The organism is Amycolatopsis sp. NPDC023774 (genome assembly GCF_040639695.1).
GTDB lineage: Bacteria > Actinomycetota > Actinomycetes > Mycobacteriales > Pseudonocardiaceae > Amycolatopsis.
Map to the genome: position 1 here is coordinate 1 of NZ_JBFAAJ010000046.1, position 15,755 is coordinate 15,755.

General features: G+C 68.6%; 16 protein-coding genes and 1 pseudogene. 8 read left to right on the forward strand and 9 right to left on the reverse strand.

Going from position 1 to position 15,755, the window contains the following annotated elements:
- Positions 1–222, forward strand: a pseudogene (locus AB0F91_RS43200) (AI-2E family transporter); the annotation flags it as partial.
- 140 nt (positions 223–362) lie between these two features.
- Positions 363–3,002: a lysylphosphatidylglycerol synthase transmembrane domain-containing protein gene (locus tag AB0F91_RS43205; RefSeq protein ID WP_360607665.1), complete on the forward strand. Its 2,640-nt coding sequence runs from the start codon at positions 363–365 to the stop codon at positions 3,000–3,002.
- A 79-nt stretch (positions 3,003–3,081) separates the two neighbouring features.
- On the opposite strand, the gene AB0F91_RS43210 is transcribed toward AB0F91_RS43205, so the two are convergent.
- The 4 genes from AB0F91_RS43210 to AB0F91_RS43225 all read right to left on the reverse strand — a co-directional run bounded on the left by AB0F91_RS43210 (position 3,082) and on the right by AB0F91_RS43225 (position 5,306).
- The gene (locus AB0F91_RS43210) at positions 3,082–3,372 is read right to left on the reverse strand and encodes an iron-sulfur cluster biosynthesis protein (RefSeq protein ID WP_360607667.1); all 291 of its coding nucleotides are present in this window, start codon (positions 3,370–3,372) and stop codon (positions 3,082–3,084) included.
- A 151-nt stretch (positions 3,373–3,523) separates the two neighbouring features.
- Positions 3,524–4,258, reverse strand: a complete 735-nt coding sequence (locus AB0F91_RS43215; protein WP_360607669.1) for a GAF and ANTAR domain-containing protein — start codon at positions 4,256–4,258, stop codon at positions 3,524–3,526.
- 89 nt (positions 4,259–4,347) lie between these two features.
- Positions 4,348–5,046 (reverse strand): ANTAR domain-containing protein, encoded by a 699-nt coding sequence (locus AB0F91_RS43220; protein ID WP_360607671.1) that lies wholly within the window; start codon positions 5,044–5,046, stop codon positions 4,348–4,350.
- A complete protein-coding gene (locus AB0F91_RS43225; RefSeq protein ID WP_360607673.1) occupies positions 5,043–5,306 on the reverse strand; it encodes a WhiB family transcriptional regulator in 264 nt (87 codons plus the stop codon). The genes AB0F91_RS43220 and AB0F91_RS43225 overlap by 4 nt, the downstream gene beginning before the upstream one ends.
- A 739-nt stretch (positions 5,307–6,045) precedes the next feature.
- Here AB0F91_RS43225 and AB0F91_RS43230 point away from each other — a divergent pair.
- The gene (locus AB0F91_RS43230) at positions 6,046–6,231 is read left to right on the forward strand and encodes a hypothetical protein (protein WP_360607675.1); all 186 of its coding nucleotides are present in this window, start codon (positions 6,046–6,048) and stop codon (positions 6,229–6,231) included.
- 217 nt (positions 6,232–6,448) lie between these two features.
- Here AB0F91_RS43230 and AB0F91_RS43235 read toward each other — a convergent pair whose 3' ends face one another.
- Entirely contained in the window at positions 6,449–6,721 is a 273-nt protein-coding gene (locus tag AB0F91_RS43235) for a DUF5994 family protein (protein WP_360607677.1), read from the reverse strand.
- Between the two features lie 379 nt (positions 6,722–7,100).
- Here AB0F91_RS43235 and AB0F91_RS43240 point away from each other — a divergent pair, with 379 nt between their 5' ends.
- The 4 genes from AB0F91_RS43240 (at position 7,101) to AB0F91_RS43255 (ending at position 9,066) form a co-directional block, all read left to right on the forward strand.
- A complete protein-coding gene (locus AB0F91_RS43240) occupies positions 7,101–7,553 on the forward strand; it encodes a DUF5994 family protein (protein ID WP_360607679.1) in 453 nt (150 codons plus the stop codon).
- Between the two features lie 310 nt (positions 7,554–7,863).
- On the forward strand, positions 7,864–8,703 hold the full coding sequence (locus tag AB0F91_RS43245) for a slipin family protein (protein WP_360607681.1): 840 nt from the start codon (positions 7,864–7,866) through the stop codon (positions 8,701–8,703).
- Positions 8,704–8,714: 11 nt separating this feature from the next.
- On the forward strand, positions 8,715–8,915 hold the full coding sequence (locus tag AB0F91_RS43250; protein ID WP_360607683.1) for an RGCVC family protein: 201 nt from the start codon (positions 8,715–8,717) through the stop codon (positions 8,913–8,915).
- On the forward strand, positions 8,905–9,066 hold the full coding sequence (locus AB0F91_RS43255; RefSeq protein ID WP_360607685.1) for a DUF6307 family protein: 162 nt from the start codon (positions 8,905–8,907) through the stop codon (positions 9,064–9,066). The genes AB0F91_RS43250 and AB0F91_RS43255 overlap by 11 nt, the downstream gene beginning before the upstream one ends.
- Positions 9,067–9,672: 606 nt before the next feature.
- Here AB0F91_RS43255 and AB0F91_RS43260 read toward each other — a convergent pair.
- Positions 9,673–11,106 (reverse strand): nitrilase-related carbon-nitrogen hydrolase, encoded by a 1,434-nt coding sequence (locus AB0F91_RS43260; protein ID WP_360607687.1) that lies wholly within the window; start codon positions 11,104–11,106, stop codon positions 9,673–9,675.
- Positions 11,107–11,760: 654 nt separating this feature from the next.
- Here AB0F91_RS43260 and AB0F91_RS43265 point away from each other — a divergent pair.
- Complete coding sequence (locus AB0F91_RS43265) at positions 11,761–12,297, forward strand: hypothetical protein (RefSeq protein WP_360607689.1); 537 nt, start codon at positions 11,761–11,763, stop codon at positions 12,295–12,297.
- A 106-nt stretch (positions 12,298–12,403) separates the two neighbouring features.
- Here AB0F91_RS43265 and AB0F91_RS43270 read toward each other — a convergent pair whose 3' ends face one another.
- The 3 genes from AB0F91_RS43270 to AB0F91_RS43280 form a co-directional block, all read right to left on the reverse strand.
- A complete protein-coding gene (locus AB0F91_RS43270) occupies positions 12,404–13,558 on the reverse strand; it encodes a hypothetical protein (protein WP_360607691.1) in 1,155 nt (384 codons plus the stop codon).
- Between the two features lie 69 nt (positions 13,559–13,627).
- Positions 13,628–14,803 (reverse strand): zinc-dependent alcohol dehydrogenase, encoded by a 1,176-nt coding sequence (locus tag AB0F91_RS43275; RefSeq protein WP_360607693.1) that lies wholly within the window; start codon positions 14,801–14,803, stop codon positions 13,628–13,630.
- The gene (locus tag AB0F91_RS43280) at positions 14,800–15,747 is read right to left on the reverse strand and encodes an SRPBCC family protein (protein WP_360607695.1); all 948 of its coding nucleotides are present in this window, start codon (positions 15,745–15,747) and stop codon (positions 14,800–14,802) included. Before AB0F91_RS43280 ends, AB0F91_RS43275 begins: the two co-directional genes overlap by 4 nt.
- Positions 15,748–15,755: the final 8 nt, after the last annotated feature.

Here is a 15,755-nt window from a genome sequence, read left to right on the forward strand (position 1 = left end):
GGCCGCGTCGTACGCCTGCACCCCCTGGCCGTCGTGCTCGCCCTGGCCACCGGGCTCGTCACCGCCGGCATCATCGGCGCCCTGCTCGCCGTCCCATTGCTCGCCGTGCTCAGCTCGGCCAGGCGCAACTTCACCGCCCCGCCGCCGCAACCCGATGCCCCGGCTGCGCCGACCGACAGCACTGGTCCAGAGGACTCTTCGGGGCACCAGACCGCGGCGTAGGGGGCCAGCTCGCACCGGTCCGCTGCTCGCACCCGCCGACAAGATGCCCTTCGCACCAACCCGGCATCTGCTGGCTCTTCCCCGGCGCGCGGGCGGGCCGTCCTACTCGACCGGGTCCAGGGGCGGCCGGGCAAGGCACCGTGGTCGGGCGCCGTGGTGCGATTGGCCGGCGTGTACCAGAAACGGCTGCAGATCGGTCGCTTGCAAAAGCACGCGGCGCTTGCAGCCTGGTTGGGAGCCGGCCTCGATTCTTCCGGCCCAGCCCAGGCCTGAGTTGCGCGCGCACCACGACACAGCGGCCATCCGGGCGCCCGGTTGTCTTGGTCGCGAGTTGGGCGGACGCTGTGATGGTCGACGCGACACACGATGAGTCCGAGGCAGCAGTGGGCGGCAACAACGAGGGTTCGGCACACGCGAAGACGGATGCTGCGAGCGGGCACCGCCGGATTTCGCTGTCGATCGGGCGGAGACCCGGTGACCTGATCTTCCTGGCGATCGCAGGCGCCGTGGTCACTTTGTGTTCACTGGCGGCGATGAACCTGGCTGTCAATCCGGTCGAGCTGGCGATCTACCAGCAGTTCGGGAAGATCCCGACCGCGTCCATCCGGGTGTGGCGGGTGCTGGCGGGGACCGGGAGCTGGATCGGCGTCGCCACCGCCACCGCTCTGGCGTTGTACTTCAAGCGAGTACGGCTTGGGGTGTACCTCGCGACAGCCGGATCCTTGGCCTGGGGGCTGGCGCAGGTCATGCAACGGTTCATCGGGGACCGGCCCGTGCCTGCCGAGCTCTTCGTCAACCCGACGGACCGGCTCCCCGGTGCTGCCGGATTCGACTTTCCGTCCTCATCCGCGGCGGTCGCGGCGGCGATGGCCGCGGTCGCCGCCCCTTACCTCAGCGTCAAGTACCGCAACCTGGTCTGGGCGGTGGCGATACTGGTCGGCGCAGCCGACGTGTATCTGGGCGGCAATCTCCCGCTGGGTGCCTTCGCCGCGGTGTTCCTCGGATGGGGCGTGGGCACGACCCTGAACCTGGTGTTGGGGGCTCCAGGTCGCCGAACGTCGGCAGAAGCGGTGCGCCACGCCCTGGATGTAGCCGGGTTGAAACCGATTCGCGTGCTGCCGATCGAGAGCAATAGGTGGGGACCGCTGCAGTTCACGGTGGACACCTCGACCGGAGACCGGCTACGAGTGGAGATCGTGCGCCGGCTGCACCGCCGTGCGGGACCGTGGTATCGGCTCAGGCGGCTTTTGGCCTCCCTCGACGTCGAGGACGAGCCTCCGCTGTCGACCACCTACCACGAGGCCGAGCACGAAGCGTTCGTCACCTTGTGCGCCGACCGCGCCGGGTTGCGGACGCCATCGGTCGTGTCGGTCTGCGAGACGGAGCACGGCTCGCCGCTGCTGGTGCGCCGGCAGGTCGAGGGCCGCCGCTTGACGAAACTTGATTCCGCCGAGATCAGCGAGTCGTTGCTGGACGGCATCTGGAGGCAGGTCGCGATCTTGTCCACGGCCAGGATCGCCCACCACGACCTGAGGCCCAAGAACATCCTCATCGACACCGCCGGCGGCGTGTGGTTGCTCAACTTCACCTTCGGCAGGGTGAGCGCGGCCCCGCGACGCTGCGCGCAGGACGTCGCCGAGGCGCTGGTGTCGCTGACGGCTCTGGTCGGTGTCGAGCGGACGGTCCGGAGCGCCCGCAGGACGCTGTCGCCCGACCAACTCGAGGAGTCCCTGGCCTACCTTCAGCCCCTCGCCCTGCCGCGCAGGATCCGGACGCAGATCGATCGCCGCTACGTGCTGACCGACCTCCGGGAGACGCTCGCCGACGCCATCGACCGGCCCATCCCTACTTTCCGTTTCCCTCTGCGGCCGAGCACGATCATCGGACTGCTGCTCTTCGGCGCAGCTGTGTATGTGCTGCTGCCCCAGCTGTCCGGCCTGCACGGGGTGGTCGGCTCGTTGCGAGGGGCCCATTGGGGATGGTTGATCGCATCGGTGATCACCGGCTTGCTGGCGATCCTGATGTCGTCTGTGTCGATCATCGGTTCCAGCGTTTCGCCACTGCCGTTCTGGCGCACCACTGCGGTGCAGTTGGCAGCCGCGTTCACCGGGCGCACCACGCCCGGCGGTGTCGGATTCTTCGGCGTCAACATCGCTTTCATGGAACGCCTGGGCATCCGCCGCGCCCACGCCGTGGGTGTCACTCTGCTGAACCTCGCTGCCACGGGCGCCGTCTCGGCGCTCTGGTGCGTGATCGGTGTTTTCGCACTCGGTAGTTCGGGAGTGCTTCGCGGTGTGTCCATCCCACACGGGTGGCCGGTGCTGGCGGGGGCGGCCGGTGCGCTGGTCATCGCGGGTGTGGTGGTCGGCTCCCCGTTGGGGCGTCGTCGGCTCGTCCGGCCCTCGTTGGCGATGGCTCGCGATCTGCTGCCCGTCCTGCGCAATCCGATCCGCGCGATCGAGTTGTTCGGCGGGGCAGGCGCCTATCTGCTGTTCTCCGGTCTCGGGCTCGCCACCAGCTTGGCCGCCTTCGGTGCGCGAGTTCCCGTGGCGGCGGTGCTCGTGGTGTTCGTCGTCGCCCAATCCCTCGGGCACCTCGCGCCGATTCCCGGCGGGCTGGGCGCCGTGGAGAGCTTGATGGTCGCCGGCCTGAGCGCGGTGGGTGTCGCGCCGGCAACCTCGGTAGCCGCGGTCCTCACCTCGCGACTGCTGACCTACTGGCTGCCCGTCTTGCCAGGAATCGCGACCTTCCGTTACCTCCAGCACCACGGCACCATCTGACCGCCGAGCCGGTTGCCGGTCCCACCGGCCGGCTTGCGCTTGGGAGCCGCTTTTCCCGAGTCCTGGTGGGCGGGGCTTGTCAGTTTGTGGTGGTGATCAGGAATGTGTAATGCCCGTTGATGTTTTTGGTGACGTCGAGGGTCTTGTCGGTGAGCCGGACCCAGGTTTCGCGGGCGAGGAACACTTGGGTGCCGGCGGTCGCGATGACGTCGTCTCCGGGGGCAGGGTGTGCGGCGATGTCGACGGCGAGTGTGGCGCCGTCCTCGGGTGGGCCGTCGAGTGTGAGGCGTAGGCCGCCTTCGGCGTGGACGTTCTGGGAGGCGGTGAGCTGGTTGATCGCCTCGGTGGCGGCTGCGGTGATGGTGAACATCGTGGTTTCACTTTCTATGTGCGACGGCGATTCAGCGCCGGTCGCGTGGTGGGGCACGGCGAACGTGGGAGCTGCCGTGCTGCCGGCCTGCCAGGCGACCACCAGCGACACGTTCGGGTCGAGCGGCAGGGGCGGGTAGGTTGCCGACCCGTCACCGGGGACCTCTGTGTTGCGCCGTTTTTTGCGGCCGGGTGCGGTGCGCAAGGATTGCGGGGATGTCCGCGGTGCCCTCGGCCACGGCTCGGGCAAGCTCGGAGAGACGCTGGTTGTGGGAACGGGCATAGCCGCGCAGGGCGGTGAACGCGATTTCCATGTCGAGCTCCTCTCCGTGGGCGGAGAGCACGCCTTTGGCCTGCTCGATGATGACCCTGCTGTTGAGCGCGGTCTGCAGCTGTTCGGAGAGCAGGTCTGCGCTCTCGATCGCCCGTTGTTGCAGCATGCCGATGGTGGCGACGTCGGCGAGCGCTTGCCCGAGCTGGGTGCTGGTGTCGTCGATCCCGTTGCTGTCGGCCTTGAGCAGGGTGAGCACGCCGATGACCTGGCGGCGCAGCCGCATGGGAACCGCTTGGACGGCCTGGAACCCGCATTCGCGGGCGGCGGCGGCGAAGCGCGGCCAGCGGGCGGCGTCCGCGATGAGATCCGCGCTGGCGATCGGGACCCCGCTGCGAACGCAGTCGATGCAGGGTCCGTCGTCGGTCTGCACGGCGAACACCTCCAGCACCTGCGCGCGTTCCGAAGATGCCGCCGCCGTGCGCAGACCGCCTTGCCCGTCGAGCAGGATCACGCCGGCCGCGGACACTTCGAGGAGCTCGACGCACTGGTCGCACAGCATGTGCAGGAACTCCAGCGCGTCGAACTCGTCGACAAGGGTGTCGGCCAGCGCCACGAACGTGTCAGCCAACCGCTGTTCACGGCCGTGGCCCCCGGTTGCGCCCGGGATGGTGCGGACGATGTGGGGTTGTTCGGACATGCTGGTCACTCTCCTGTCTCGAGTCGGAGGCGGTAGCCGATGATTTGCTGGGACACCTGGTCGAGGGGTGTCTGGTGGGCGTAGGCGTGTGCGCGGATGAGCAGAAGGGCGTCACGCATCGTCACGTTCAGCTGCGCTGTGACGACCCCGGTGGCTTGGTGGACCACGGCGTGGATGTCGGAGAGCCAGCCGATGTCCATCGGGTCCGGGCTGCGCAGATCGTCGAGGACCGTGTGCGTGGCGATGTCGGCGAGCGCCAGCGCGTCCCCTAGCTCGGTCTGGTTCAGGGAGCCCGCGCTGATGCGGTACAGGTCGAGCGTCCCGAGCCGGACCGCGCCGATGTGCAGCGGGAACGAGAACACCGCGGCCACGCCGGCAGCTCGGGCTCCGGGGGTGAATCCGGGCCAGCGGGCCTCCGCGGTTGCCAGATCGGCGACCAGCGCGGGGCCGCCGCGTTCGTGCGCCGCCGGCCCGGGGCCTTCGCCGACCGTGCGCTGCAGGTTGTCGAGGACCAAGCTGGTCGCGTCGGTTGCGCACGCCACCGCCTGCGCGGTGCGATCGTCACCGCTCTGAACGGTGACGGCGGCACCGGTGACCGCGCACACGCCGACGCAGAGGTCGCACACCCGTCGCAGCAGGGCCGCTGGATCGCTGTCCTCTGCGTGGAGCAGGGCCAGCAGCTCGCAGTACCGTTCGGTACTCATGGCGAAAGCGGGCTGTCGGCGCTCGGCCGTGCGGCCTGGCGATCGGTTTCGGACAGGCCGCCCCATACGCCGTAGACCTCCTCGGTGACCAGGGCGTGCGTGCGGCACTGCGCCATCACCGGACAGGTGTGGCAGATCTGCTTGGCTTTGGTGATGCGCTCGGCTTTGATGCGCCCGCGCTCGCCGTCAGGGTGGAAGAACAGGGCACCGTCCATGCCGCGGCAGGCGCCCCTCAGCTGCCAGTCCCAGCTCTCGACCACAGGGGTGGAAAGTCGCCAGCCGTGAGTCACGCGGAGCCACCCACTGCGGTCCGGGCGCCCGGGGGTACGCCGACCAGGTGCAGGTGTCGCAGAACGTGGCTCCTAGCAAGAAGGAACAACCCGCGGACACCAGCCCTGGGTGCACGGCGAAGAACGCCACCATTATCGGCGGTAGCCCGACGAGGACGATCGCGGGCCACGATCCGCTGAAGGTCGGGGAAGTCGGATTCGCCGTGTGTCGCGTATCTCGGTGAACCGTCGAGGGTACCGACGGCGAGGCCGGGCGAAATCGGCCGGAGCTTGGTCATGACGGGTCCTCAGTGGACAGTTTTCGGACTGAATCAGTCCTGGGTCCGCCGGGGTCCCGGGCGTGGCTGTCTTCCAGCCTCTGGATGTGGAGTGCTGTTTGCGAGCGGTCAACCGATTATCGGCATCGCGGTGCACGGGCGGCCCGGTCATGGACAGATGTTCGTCTGAGAGCAGGCTCTGGGCGCTCCGGCGATACGCACTCCACACTACAGCGCATCCGTCCGGTTGCGGTGCCCCGCCCTTCGTCGCACAGCGGGCACGGCCTGAGCCAAGTACAACCGTCACCGCGTCCGCGCCGGGGAGGGGCGACAGGCCGAGTCGTGACGACGCAGCCGGTGTTTGCGATCACGCGGACTGGGGTATCCATCATATTGCGCACCCCCGGACCCAGGGCCAGGCATCGGACATCACCTGCGGCAGGGAAGCGATCATGAACAGTGTCGAACACGCGACGAAGCCACTGCTCACACCCGAATTCAGCCGGCGGGCAGCGAGGGCATGGGTCCGAGCAGCGGACGCGGCCCTCATCGACGCCGACGAGCTCGTCTGGCTCCTCGCGCACCTGGAGCCGGATCGGCTGGGGGCGGCTCGCCCGGGCACCTCACCGCGCCGATGACCGCCTGGACCCAGTGCCGGCCAGGCGGGACGTCCACTAGCGCGCGGTGCTGTCGTGGCTGTCGTGCGAGGTCGACGTGCCTGAGCGGATGCTGAACTTGGCCTGTGCGGAGTCACTGCTGTCCGGGGCGGACGTCGCGATCAGTGCGCGTTCCGCGGCGACCGGTCGGCTTCCGGAGGGATCACCAGCAGGGTCAAGTGGTGGATGGTCGGTCAGATCACCACGACGGTGTGCTGCCGGAGCCCGAAGAACCCGCCAGTCGCACCAGATCGGGGCCGTGGGCAAGCCGTGCCGGCGCGAAGTCCCACGCGGCCGGGTTGAAGCCGATGCGTTCCACTCGGCCGAATCCGGCGGTGGTCGAGGCAACGAGGGCACCGAATTCCCTGACCGCATCCCGCGACCGCGGCCACCAGGCGCCGTCGAAACAGCCTATAGTCGCTCCCGGTTCCTTCAGCTGCAACCGATGCCCGGTCGCGAGAGAGCCGATCACGTTTCCGAGGCACCGCTGCCCGATACAAACTTCGTGGTCGCACTCCTGTCCGGCTCGCACCGTGCGATGGGCCGCTGCCGCGGTTCGCGCGCGGCGCGCCGTTCTCGGCCGACAGCGTCGAATCTGCGATTTCGCGGGCCAATACGCTCACCCTACGCCGTGTGCACTCGGCGGGCGCTGCTCTTCCGCGACGCGATGGCTGAACGGCGGCTTGCCCCAGAGTGAGGCGCTGATGCCTTTCGTTTCGGGAGAACGCAGACCGGATCCGGGAGTAGCCTGGCGGTACCAGGGGCGAAGCAGTATCCGGCCGTTCGCCGGTGCCACCTCTGGCGCACGAACAGTACTCGGCCGGTCAAGGGCCGGAGGTGGGAGCGCCGGAATGGCAACCTCGGTTCAGCCGGAAACCACGACCGAAGACGAACGAGTTTCCGAGCCCAGGCTGCGGATGAAACCGGACGGCGCCGAACGCGGCCAGGTCGACGGCGGCTGGTGGCCGCGGTCGACGGACCTGGAAGCGGAACTGCCCTCACTGGCGGCCGCACTCGAGCAGTGGGTGGGACCGGTCACGCGGGTGTCCTACCACCTGGACACCTGGGGCCCGGCGACCCGCAAGGTCTATCTCGGCGACCGGATCGTGCCACTCGAGGGCTTTCGATTCACGAACCCGCACACGATCACGGCGATCGGCTCGAACGCACGCCAAGTCATCCTGCTGGTGGTGCCCCCGGAGACTCCGCGGGAAGCGGCCCATGCCGCGCTGCGCGCGGCCGCCGGCGACGAGTTCCCCACCGCCACGTCGGAAATCCTTGCCGGCAAAGGTGTTCCCGCGTAGATCTGCGAGACCACCGGAATCCTCCCGATCAGCGCCACGCCGGGCGACTGAAGACCAAGGAACCACTTGCGGCGATTTGTGGCCTTCGACCTCGCAGCACAGCGCGATCGGTCGAGTGTGCCGCCGTGACCTTTCCACACTCGGCCACGTGTAGTGTCGGTGGTGTCCCGGGAGCATCCCGTGCGTGGGCAGTCAAGCCCACGTCGTCCCCGGCCCGTCGCACGCCCGGCCCTCGCGCGCCACGTGGGGACCTGGCGGCGCACCCACGACTTTCCTTTCGCCGCCGGCGGCTGTCGAAGTCTGGAGTGTCGTGAACGTTTTCCTGATCATCGCGATCGTCGTGGTAGTACTGGTCCTGCTGGTTTCCGCGGTCCGGATCGTCAAGCAATACGAGCGGGGTATTCTCTTCAGGCTCGGCCGGGTGGTCGGTGTGCGTGAGCCAGGGCTGCGGATGATCATCCCGGTGGTCGACGTGTTGCGGCGGGTTTCGCTGCGAATCATCACGATGCCGATCCAGTCCCAGGGCATCATCACTCGGGACAACGTGAGCGTCGACGTGTCGGCGGTCGCCTACTTCCGCGTCCGGGACGCGGTGAAGTCCGTCGTCGCGATCGAAAACGTCTACGCCGCGATCGATCAGATCGCGCAGACGACTCTGCGCAAGGTCGTCGGGCAGCACACGCTCGACGAGACCCTCTCCGAGACCGACAGCATCAACGTCGACATCCGGCGGATCCTCGACATCGCCACGCTCGACTGGGGCGTGGAGGTCACCTTGGTGGAGCTGAAGGACATCCAGCTGCCGGAAGCGATGAAGCGGGCGATGGCCCGCCAGGCCGAGGCGGAGCGCGAAAAGCGCGCCAAGATCATCAGCGCCGAAGGTGAATCGCTGGCCGCGGCAGCACTGGGCGAGGCATCGGACACGATGATGGCCCACCCGCTCGCATTGCAGCTGCGCAATCTGCAAAGCCTGGTGGAGCTCGGTGTGGACAAGAACACCACCGTGGTTTTCCCCGCCCCGCTGATGAGTACCATCAGCGAGCTCGGCGCTTTTGTCGCCCGCGAGAACGCGGCCGCGAACACCCCGCCCGCTCCGTTCGCCACACCTCCCGTCGTGACCTCGAACGGAGCCGAGGCAACCGACCAGTGAGGAGCACAGCGATGATCACCGAACTCGCCCCCCTGCCGCAGACCGGCGTGGGGACCGAAGGCGGCGCCTGTCCCGTCTGTCCACACGAGACCAACGGCCACGACGCGATCGCAAGCCGCTTCTGCGCGGCGACCTCGGCGGGCGAGCTCCACCGCGGGTGCGCCTGCGCCGCTGGAAGCACGGAAATCGAGAGATTAGATCATGCCCGATGACGTGGTCTTCGTGTCACGATACGACCAGCGGGTCGCACTGATCCGGGACGCGCTGAAGGCAGAAACCGGCCTGACCGAGTCGGCATGCCACGCGCTTGCGGTGCGGCTGCTGCACCTCATCGACGAGGCTCCCGAGAAAGTACGGCGGTAAGAGTTCGCCTTGCAGCTCGGCTCCGAGGCGGGTTCTCAGCGCTGTGAGCGGGACGCGACCCGTCTCGGCGGCGAGTCAGGCCTCGAGACTGCCAAGGTCGTTGCCTGGTTCAGGTTTCGAACCCGAATGCGCAGTTCGGCAAGAGCACGGTGGAGTACAACTGCAGTTCTGGTTCGAGCGCCACCTTGCGCGATCCGACGCGTGTGTGATCTCGGGTCAGCGGCGCGGATGTTGACGGCCGGGTCGGTCGAGGTGAAAGTGCCAGCCGTTCCGGCATCGTGGCACGCTAGCCGGCGACATGGTCGAGGGCATGGCCGCCATGCTTCGCGTACTCGGCGGCGATTCGGATCGCCATCGGCAGCCGCCCGGCGCACGATCTTCTCGGCCGCGCGGAGATCGGCATTCGCCCGTGCTTCCCCCACACGACAGCGCAGCAACGTCATCGCCTCGTCGACGGGAAGATGCGGCAAGTCGATTTGCACCGCCCCGGTGTGGGTCAGCAAGGCGCCCTGGCGCTCGCGGCTGGTCACGATGAGCACACTTCCCACACCGGGCAGCAGCGGCTGGACCTGACTGCTTCGCGCTCCGACCAGCTCCCTCGCCACCTCAAGCTGGCGACCGGACAGCTCGCCGATGATCGCGAGCGCGCCCGAGCTTCGCGGTGATGGGCAGGGCGGCGATCAGGCCGCCGAGGGCGATGGTGAGGCAGAGCCAGGCGAACCAATCGCCGAGACGGCTGTAGGTCGTCGCCGCCGGGCCCGCGACGTCAGCCACGATCGTGGTGAACGCGGCCGGCCCGCCGGTGTGTGCCTGCGCCAGCACCCGCCCCCAGCCGTCGGTGATCATCAACGAGCCATTTTGGCCCGCCCATGCCACAGGCATCCCGTTCTCCACGCCCCGCAGCAGGCCGGTGCGGCTGTGCTGCCAACCGTTCTCGTTGTTGTCCGAGGCGGGAACCGCGAGCAGCGTGGTGCCCGCCGTGCCATAGTCGCGACTCGGCTGGGAGAAGTCCAGGTCGGCACAGATCTCGATACCCGTTCGGGTTCCCGGAGCGAAGATTAGATCATGTCCGTGCGGGTTCACGAGATCGTGCTGCTTGAGGTATCGCACCGGGTTCCCGCCATCTGCGGGAAAGACCAGGGCGAAGTTGTCATGCGCGTGCCCCTCGGTCTGGACGAACCCGAGCACAATGTCGATGTCGCGCGCCTGAGCGGCCTGGCGCATCGGCTCGATGAGCGCGGCGGGGACAGCCCCTTCGACGCCCAAGGCACCTTCCGGCAGCACCGCGGTCCGCACTCCCGCCGGCAGGTTTTCGACCTCGCGGACATAACCGGCTACGAGCGCTTCGCTGACCGGCGGCGCCCAGGAGTATTGATTGGGTGCGATGGCCGCAACACGTTGTGGTGCGCCACCGGTGCCCGCCAGGCGCAGTGCACCGAACCCGAGAGCGGCCGCGACGACCACCACGGCCACGGTCGCCGTGCGCAGTCGGGCTCCACTCGGCACACCGGGTGCCGCCAGCCCCGCGACCGCGCAGGGCACGAAGATCACCAGGAACTCGACCATCCACATCCCACCGATGGCCGCGGTCTGCAGTACCAACGGCACGTCGCCCTGATCGTTGGCGCGGGTGCCAACCAGCCCCATCGGGTTCGTGACGGACACGATGTACAAAACACCCGTCCACGCGGCGGGGGCGGCCACTGCGGCCAGCAGAGTACGGCCACGCACCACCAGCGCGCGGAAAAGCCAGACGACGAGCATGAACGTCAGCGACATGCCTAAGATGATCATCAGGCCGACCGGGAGCATCGGTTCGTCATGGGAATGCAAATGAAATCCCCAGGTGTTGCTCGTGCCGAGCAGGTACGCGCCGAACGCCACCCCCAGCGCGCTCGCCTGCCGCACGCGCGGGGCGAGGAGCAGCACCGGCAATGGCGCGAGCCAGGTCAGCGCGGCAACCGGGGCGAGCCCGGTGCCAAAGTAGAACAGAGCCGCGGAGCCGGCCAATCCGGCCAGGAGGGCGAAAGCTGACTTCATCCCTGCCCCTCTCAGTTCCCGCTGACTTTCCCAGCAGCCCGGCAGCTGGGCACTGGGCCAGACCGGAGGAATCGTGGTAGGGCCAACCCCACCCCCGCGCCTTGCCAGGCGCCGACGACCAGGAACCGCTCGTCAGCAGGATCGCCGCGAGACAGAGAGCACGCCGCGGGTCCAGGCCCGATCGGTGATTGTGAACAACGTCGGGCGCGGCAAACGCAGTTGACGCGGCCACACCGGCATTGCGGGTGGACGGCTCGGCGAGCCCGGCACCGTTGCATTTTCACGCTGCCGTAGCCGAGCAAGCCGGTGAGCACGCTTCCAGCGACGATGCGGGCGATGGTGTTCCCTCGACCTACGGCATGTCTTCGATGGTGACCGCCAGCGCGTTGCTGGCCGCTGCGACCCTCGCGGCGGGGCGGGCTGAGAAACGATCGTGCGCGAGACACACGGGGCTGATCGGCGTTTCCGCAGGAGCGATCTGTGAAGCTTGCCGTGTTCCGCGCCAATGTCACGTTCTCAGTGGTTTGCGCATGGTGCTGGCAGTGCCCAAGGAACTATCGGACCTGGCTGCCCGGCAGAGGCAAGTTTGCCGGGGTGCCGCCTCCATGACGGCAATCCGGTCAGTTGCCCCGAAGTAGACAAGGACCTTCGATCGTGGACTACCGTAAGCTGTTCGCCGAGATCCACCGGCGCCCGAAGATGTACGGCCTGGACGGCAGCTACCGCGACTACTGCACGTACCTACTCGGCATCGACGCCGGCAACGACGGCCGGTTGCTCAAAGGGTTCACGGAGTTGCTCGTGCCTCGGGTCGGCGCCGGAAACAACCTGCCCTGGGTCTCCTTGGTGCTGCACCTCGCCTTTCCCGACCTCACCTCGGGATGGCGCGACGAGGCCGCTGGCGAGGGCAAGCAGGCGGCGGTGGATCTGCTCTTCTCCCTGCTGGACGAGTTCTTCGACAAGCGCGACGCCCCTCGTGGCACCGCTGCCATCTTCGATGACTACCTGACCTGGTTGAAAGTTCAGCCGGCGCGGACCTGTCAACGGAAGAACCACAGCCGAGCACGCGCGGCCGTCCCAGCGTGTGACCGCGGCGGTACCTTGCCTGGTCGACGAACCCGGGAGAGGCCGCGTGACCAGCAACAACGACGCGACCAAGTTCCGGCGGCAGCCCTGCCCCTACTGCGGTAAGCCAGTCCGCCACGGCATGGTCGGCGGCCAGGAGGACATGATCACCGACGTCGGCCCCGGCCTCGCGGCCGTCCGCCCGGGGGTGATCTGCCTGCAACACCGTCGGTCACTCGTCGCTTCGCGCGGTCTGCGCAGGGCTTTCCCTTTCACGGGACATCCGGTCTTCCCGCCGACGCTGGTTTTGCTCCTGGCGTTCCCGTTCGCGGCGGCCGTAGGTCGCGTTTCGGACGGTTTCTTCGTCTTCCAGGCTCGATCCGAGCGCACCGGCGACGATCCCGACCGAGCTGCACAGCCACACCAGGTTCAGGTACGAGCCCACACCGACCGGGTGCTCCAGCGCCTGCGCGAAATAACCGCTGTCGATGAGGACGGCTGCCGCGAGCAGTGCGAGCACGTACAGGATCGCGTACATGCACGCGACCCCGATTGCCAGTGTGGTGGCCGTGGAAACGTTGTACAGCAGCGCTTTACGTCGCTCGGCGGCTTCGGAGGGCCGGTCCCAGAGGTGGTTGTACACCGTCAACCACACCGTCATGACCAGGATGGTGACCACGGTGATCGCCGCCAGCCGCAGCGGGGACAACGCATCGGCGAGTTTCCAGAACGAACTGGTGATGATGCCGTAGGCCGCGGTACCGGCCGCGGCCGCGGTGGCGCCCGCGAGGTGCGGGACGAGCCGCCACGGACGGTTGTCCCGCACCATTCCGGCCAGCAGCCGCAGCCGGCCACGCAGGCCGACGAGAGCGAGGTGCGTCGTGGACGACTGGTGTCCACCGGGCATTCGCCGCTTCGGGGCCAGCACTTCACGCAGCCGCGCCAGCGTCTCCTGTTCGCCGTGATTGCCATCGATCCCGAGCCGTCGTGACGCCAGTTGCCGGACCACGCGGACCAGCAACGCGCGTGTCCGGCGCCGTACCAGGACGGCACCGAGCGCGGGCAGCGAGATCATCGCGACGCCGTGCTCGACGTCGACTCCGGCGACGACGGGGTCCGTTCCCGCGCGCCGGGGCAGGTCGGTGACCAGGACCAGCAAGTCCCAGCCCCGGTCCTGCCGGTGCCGCTGCGACAGCGTGCGCATCGGGATGTCGCCGTCTTCGTCCAGCGGGAGCTGGTCGACCTCGTGCTCCACCCGCCACCGCGTCTGCCCGTGCACCCGGGTGGCGAAGATTTCGGGGAGCTCGTCGGCGATCGTCGTGATCACCTGTTCCGGCAGCCCTTCGTCGGCCAGCACCCCGACGGCCACCTGGGGTGGTGCGGTCATGTGGTTCACCTCGCTCGTGGCCGCATCCGGCCACTGTGCTCGCCGCGCGGTGGCCGGATGCGGGGCCGGTCAGGGTTTGAGGACGACCTTCTCGCAGTTGTCCTGCTTGTTCTTGAATAGCTCGAAGCCGCGTTCGGCCTCGTCCAGGGGCAGGGTGTGGGTGATGATCCGGGTCGGATCGAGCTCGCCGCGTTCGATGCGCTGCAGCAGCGGCTTCATGTAGCGCTGCACGTGGCACTGCCCGGTCCGCAGGGTCAGTGACCGGTTCATCCACGCCCCGGCGGGGAACTTGTCCAGCAGGCCGCCGTACACGCCGATCACCGAAACCACGCCGCCGCTGCGGCACGACAGGATCGCCTGGCGCAATGCGTGCGGGCGTTCGGTCTCCGAACGCACCGCCTGCTTGACCCGGTCGTAGGCGGCGATGTGCGCGCTGCCGTGGGTGGCTTCCAACCCGACCGCGTCGATGCACTTGTCCGGTCCGCGGCCACCGGTCAGTTCCAGCAGCCGGGACCGGACGTCGACCTCCTCGAAGTTGACCGGGATGTGGCCCGCCTGTTCTGCCAGCTCCAGCCGGTACGGCTCCTTGTCGATGGCGATGACCTTCGCGGCACCCAGGAGCCGGGCGCTGTCCATGGCGAACTGGCCGACCGGGCCGGCGCCCCAGACCGCGACCACGTCGCTGGACCGGATGTCGCACATTTCGGCGCCCATGTAGCCGGTGGGCAGGATGTCGGAGAGGAACAGCACCTGCTCGTCGGTCAGGTCCGACTCGATCTTGATCGGGCCGACATCGGCGAACGGCACGCGCGCGTACTGCGCCTGACCGCCCGCGAAGCCCCCGGTGAGGTGCGAGTAGCCGAAGATCCCGGCGACGGGGTGACCGAACATCTTCTCCGCGATCCCGGCGTTGGGGTTGGAGTTCTCGCAGCAGGAGTACAGTTCCGCGGCGCAGGCGGCGCACGCGCCGCAGGCGATGGGGAAGGGCACGACGACCCGGTCCCCGGCGCGCAGCCGGCCCGGGTCGACGCCGGGGCCGACCTCGACCACTTCGCCCATGAACTCGTGCCCCAGGACGTCGCCGTCCTGCATGGTGGGGACGTACCCGTCGACCAGGTGCAGGTCCGAGCCGCAGATCGCGGTGGAGGTGATCCGGACGATCGCGTCGCGGTGGTTCAGGATCTTCGGGTCCGGGACGTCGCGGACCTCGACCTTGTTGCGGCCCGCCCAGGTGGTGGCCCTCATGCGTCCGCTCCCTTCTCCAGCTCGGCATCCGACAGCGGTTGCGCCGGCCGCTGCGGGAACTCCTTGCGCGCCCGCTTGCCCCACGGGGCGCCGTCGGACCGGACGACCTCGCCGGTCTCCAGGACCTGCTTGAGCCGGCGCAGGTCGTCGTCGAGTTGTTGGTGCGGTTCTTCGCCGAAGTACTTGGCGACTGCTTTGCCGACCGCGCCGCCCGGGATCTCGTACGCCAGGGCGACGTTGACCTCGGTGCTCTCCCCGTCGGGGGCGGGTGTGAACCAGACGGTGCCGGCGTTCGGTACGGCGGTCTTCCCGGTCGAGCGCCACGCGATCCGCTCTCCAGGTGTCTCCTCGGCGATCTCCGCGTCCCATTCGACGTCCTTGCCGAACGGGGCACTGGCGGACCAGTGGCTCGTCCGGTCACCGGTACGCCGGACCTGCTCGAGGTGCGCCATGAACGTCGGAAGGTTCTCCAGGTCCCGCCAGAACGCGAAGACGTCCGGCGCGGGTTTGCGAATGGTTGTCGTTGCTGTCAGCTCCACGGATTCTCCTTTGCGTGCGCTCCGCGCCGCCGGCGCGGAGCTGGTGTGTTCCGCGCGGGTGGCGTGCACGGCGGTCAGCAGGTCCACTGCCGCGATCCCGGCGACGGCGCCGGTGACCCCGACCAGCCGCCGGCGGCGCCCGCCACGGTGGGCGATGGCCATGCCCAGCGCGGTCAGGTCCATCGCGTCGCCGACCACCCGGGTCCACGCCCAGACGCCCTTCCGCCGGCCGGTCAGGAGCCCGGCCGCGTGGACCAGTTCCCGCACACCGACGACCGACACCACCGCCCGCGACCTCGCGGAGTCGTCCACGCCACTGATCCAGCGCACGGTGTGTGGGGCCGTCAGCTGTGCCACGCCCAGACCGAGGCTCAGCCAGCCCAGCCGCCGACCCTGCCGCTGCATCTCCTCGT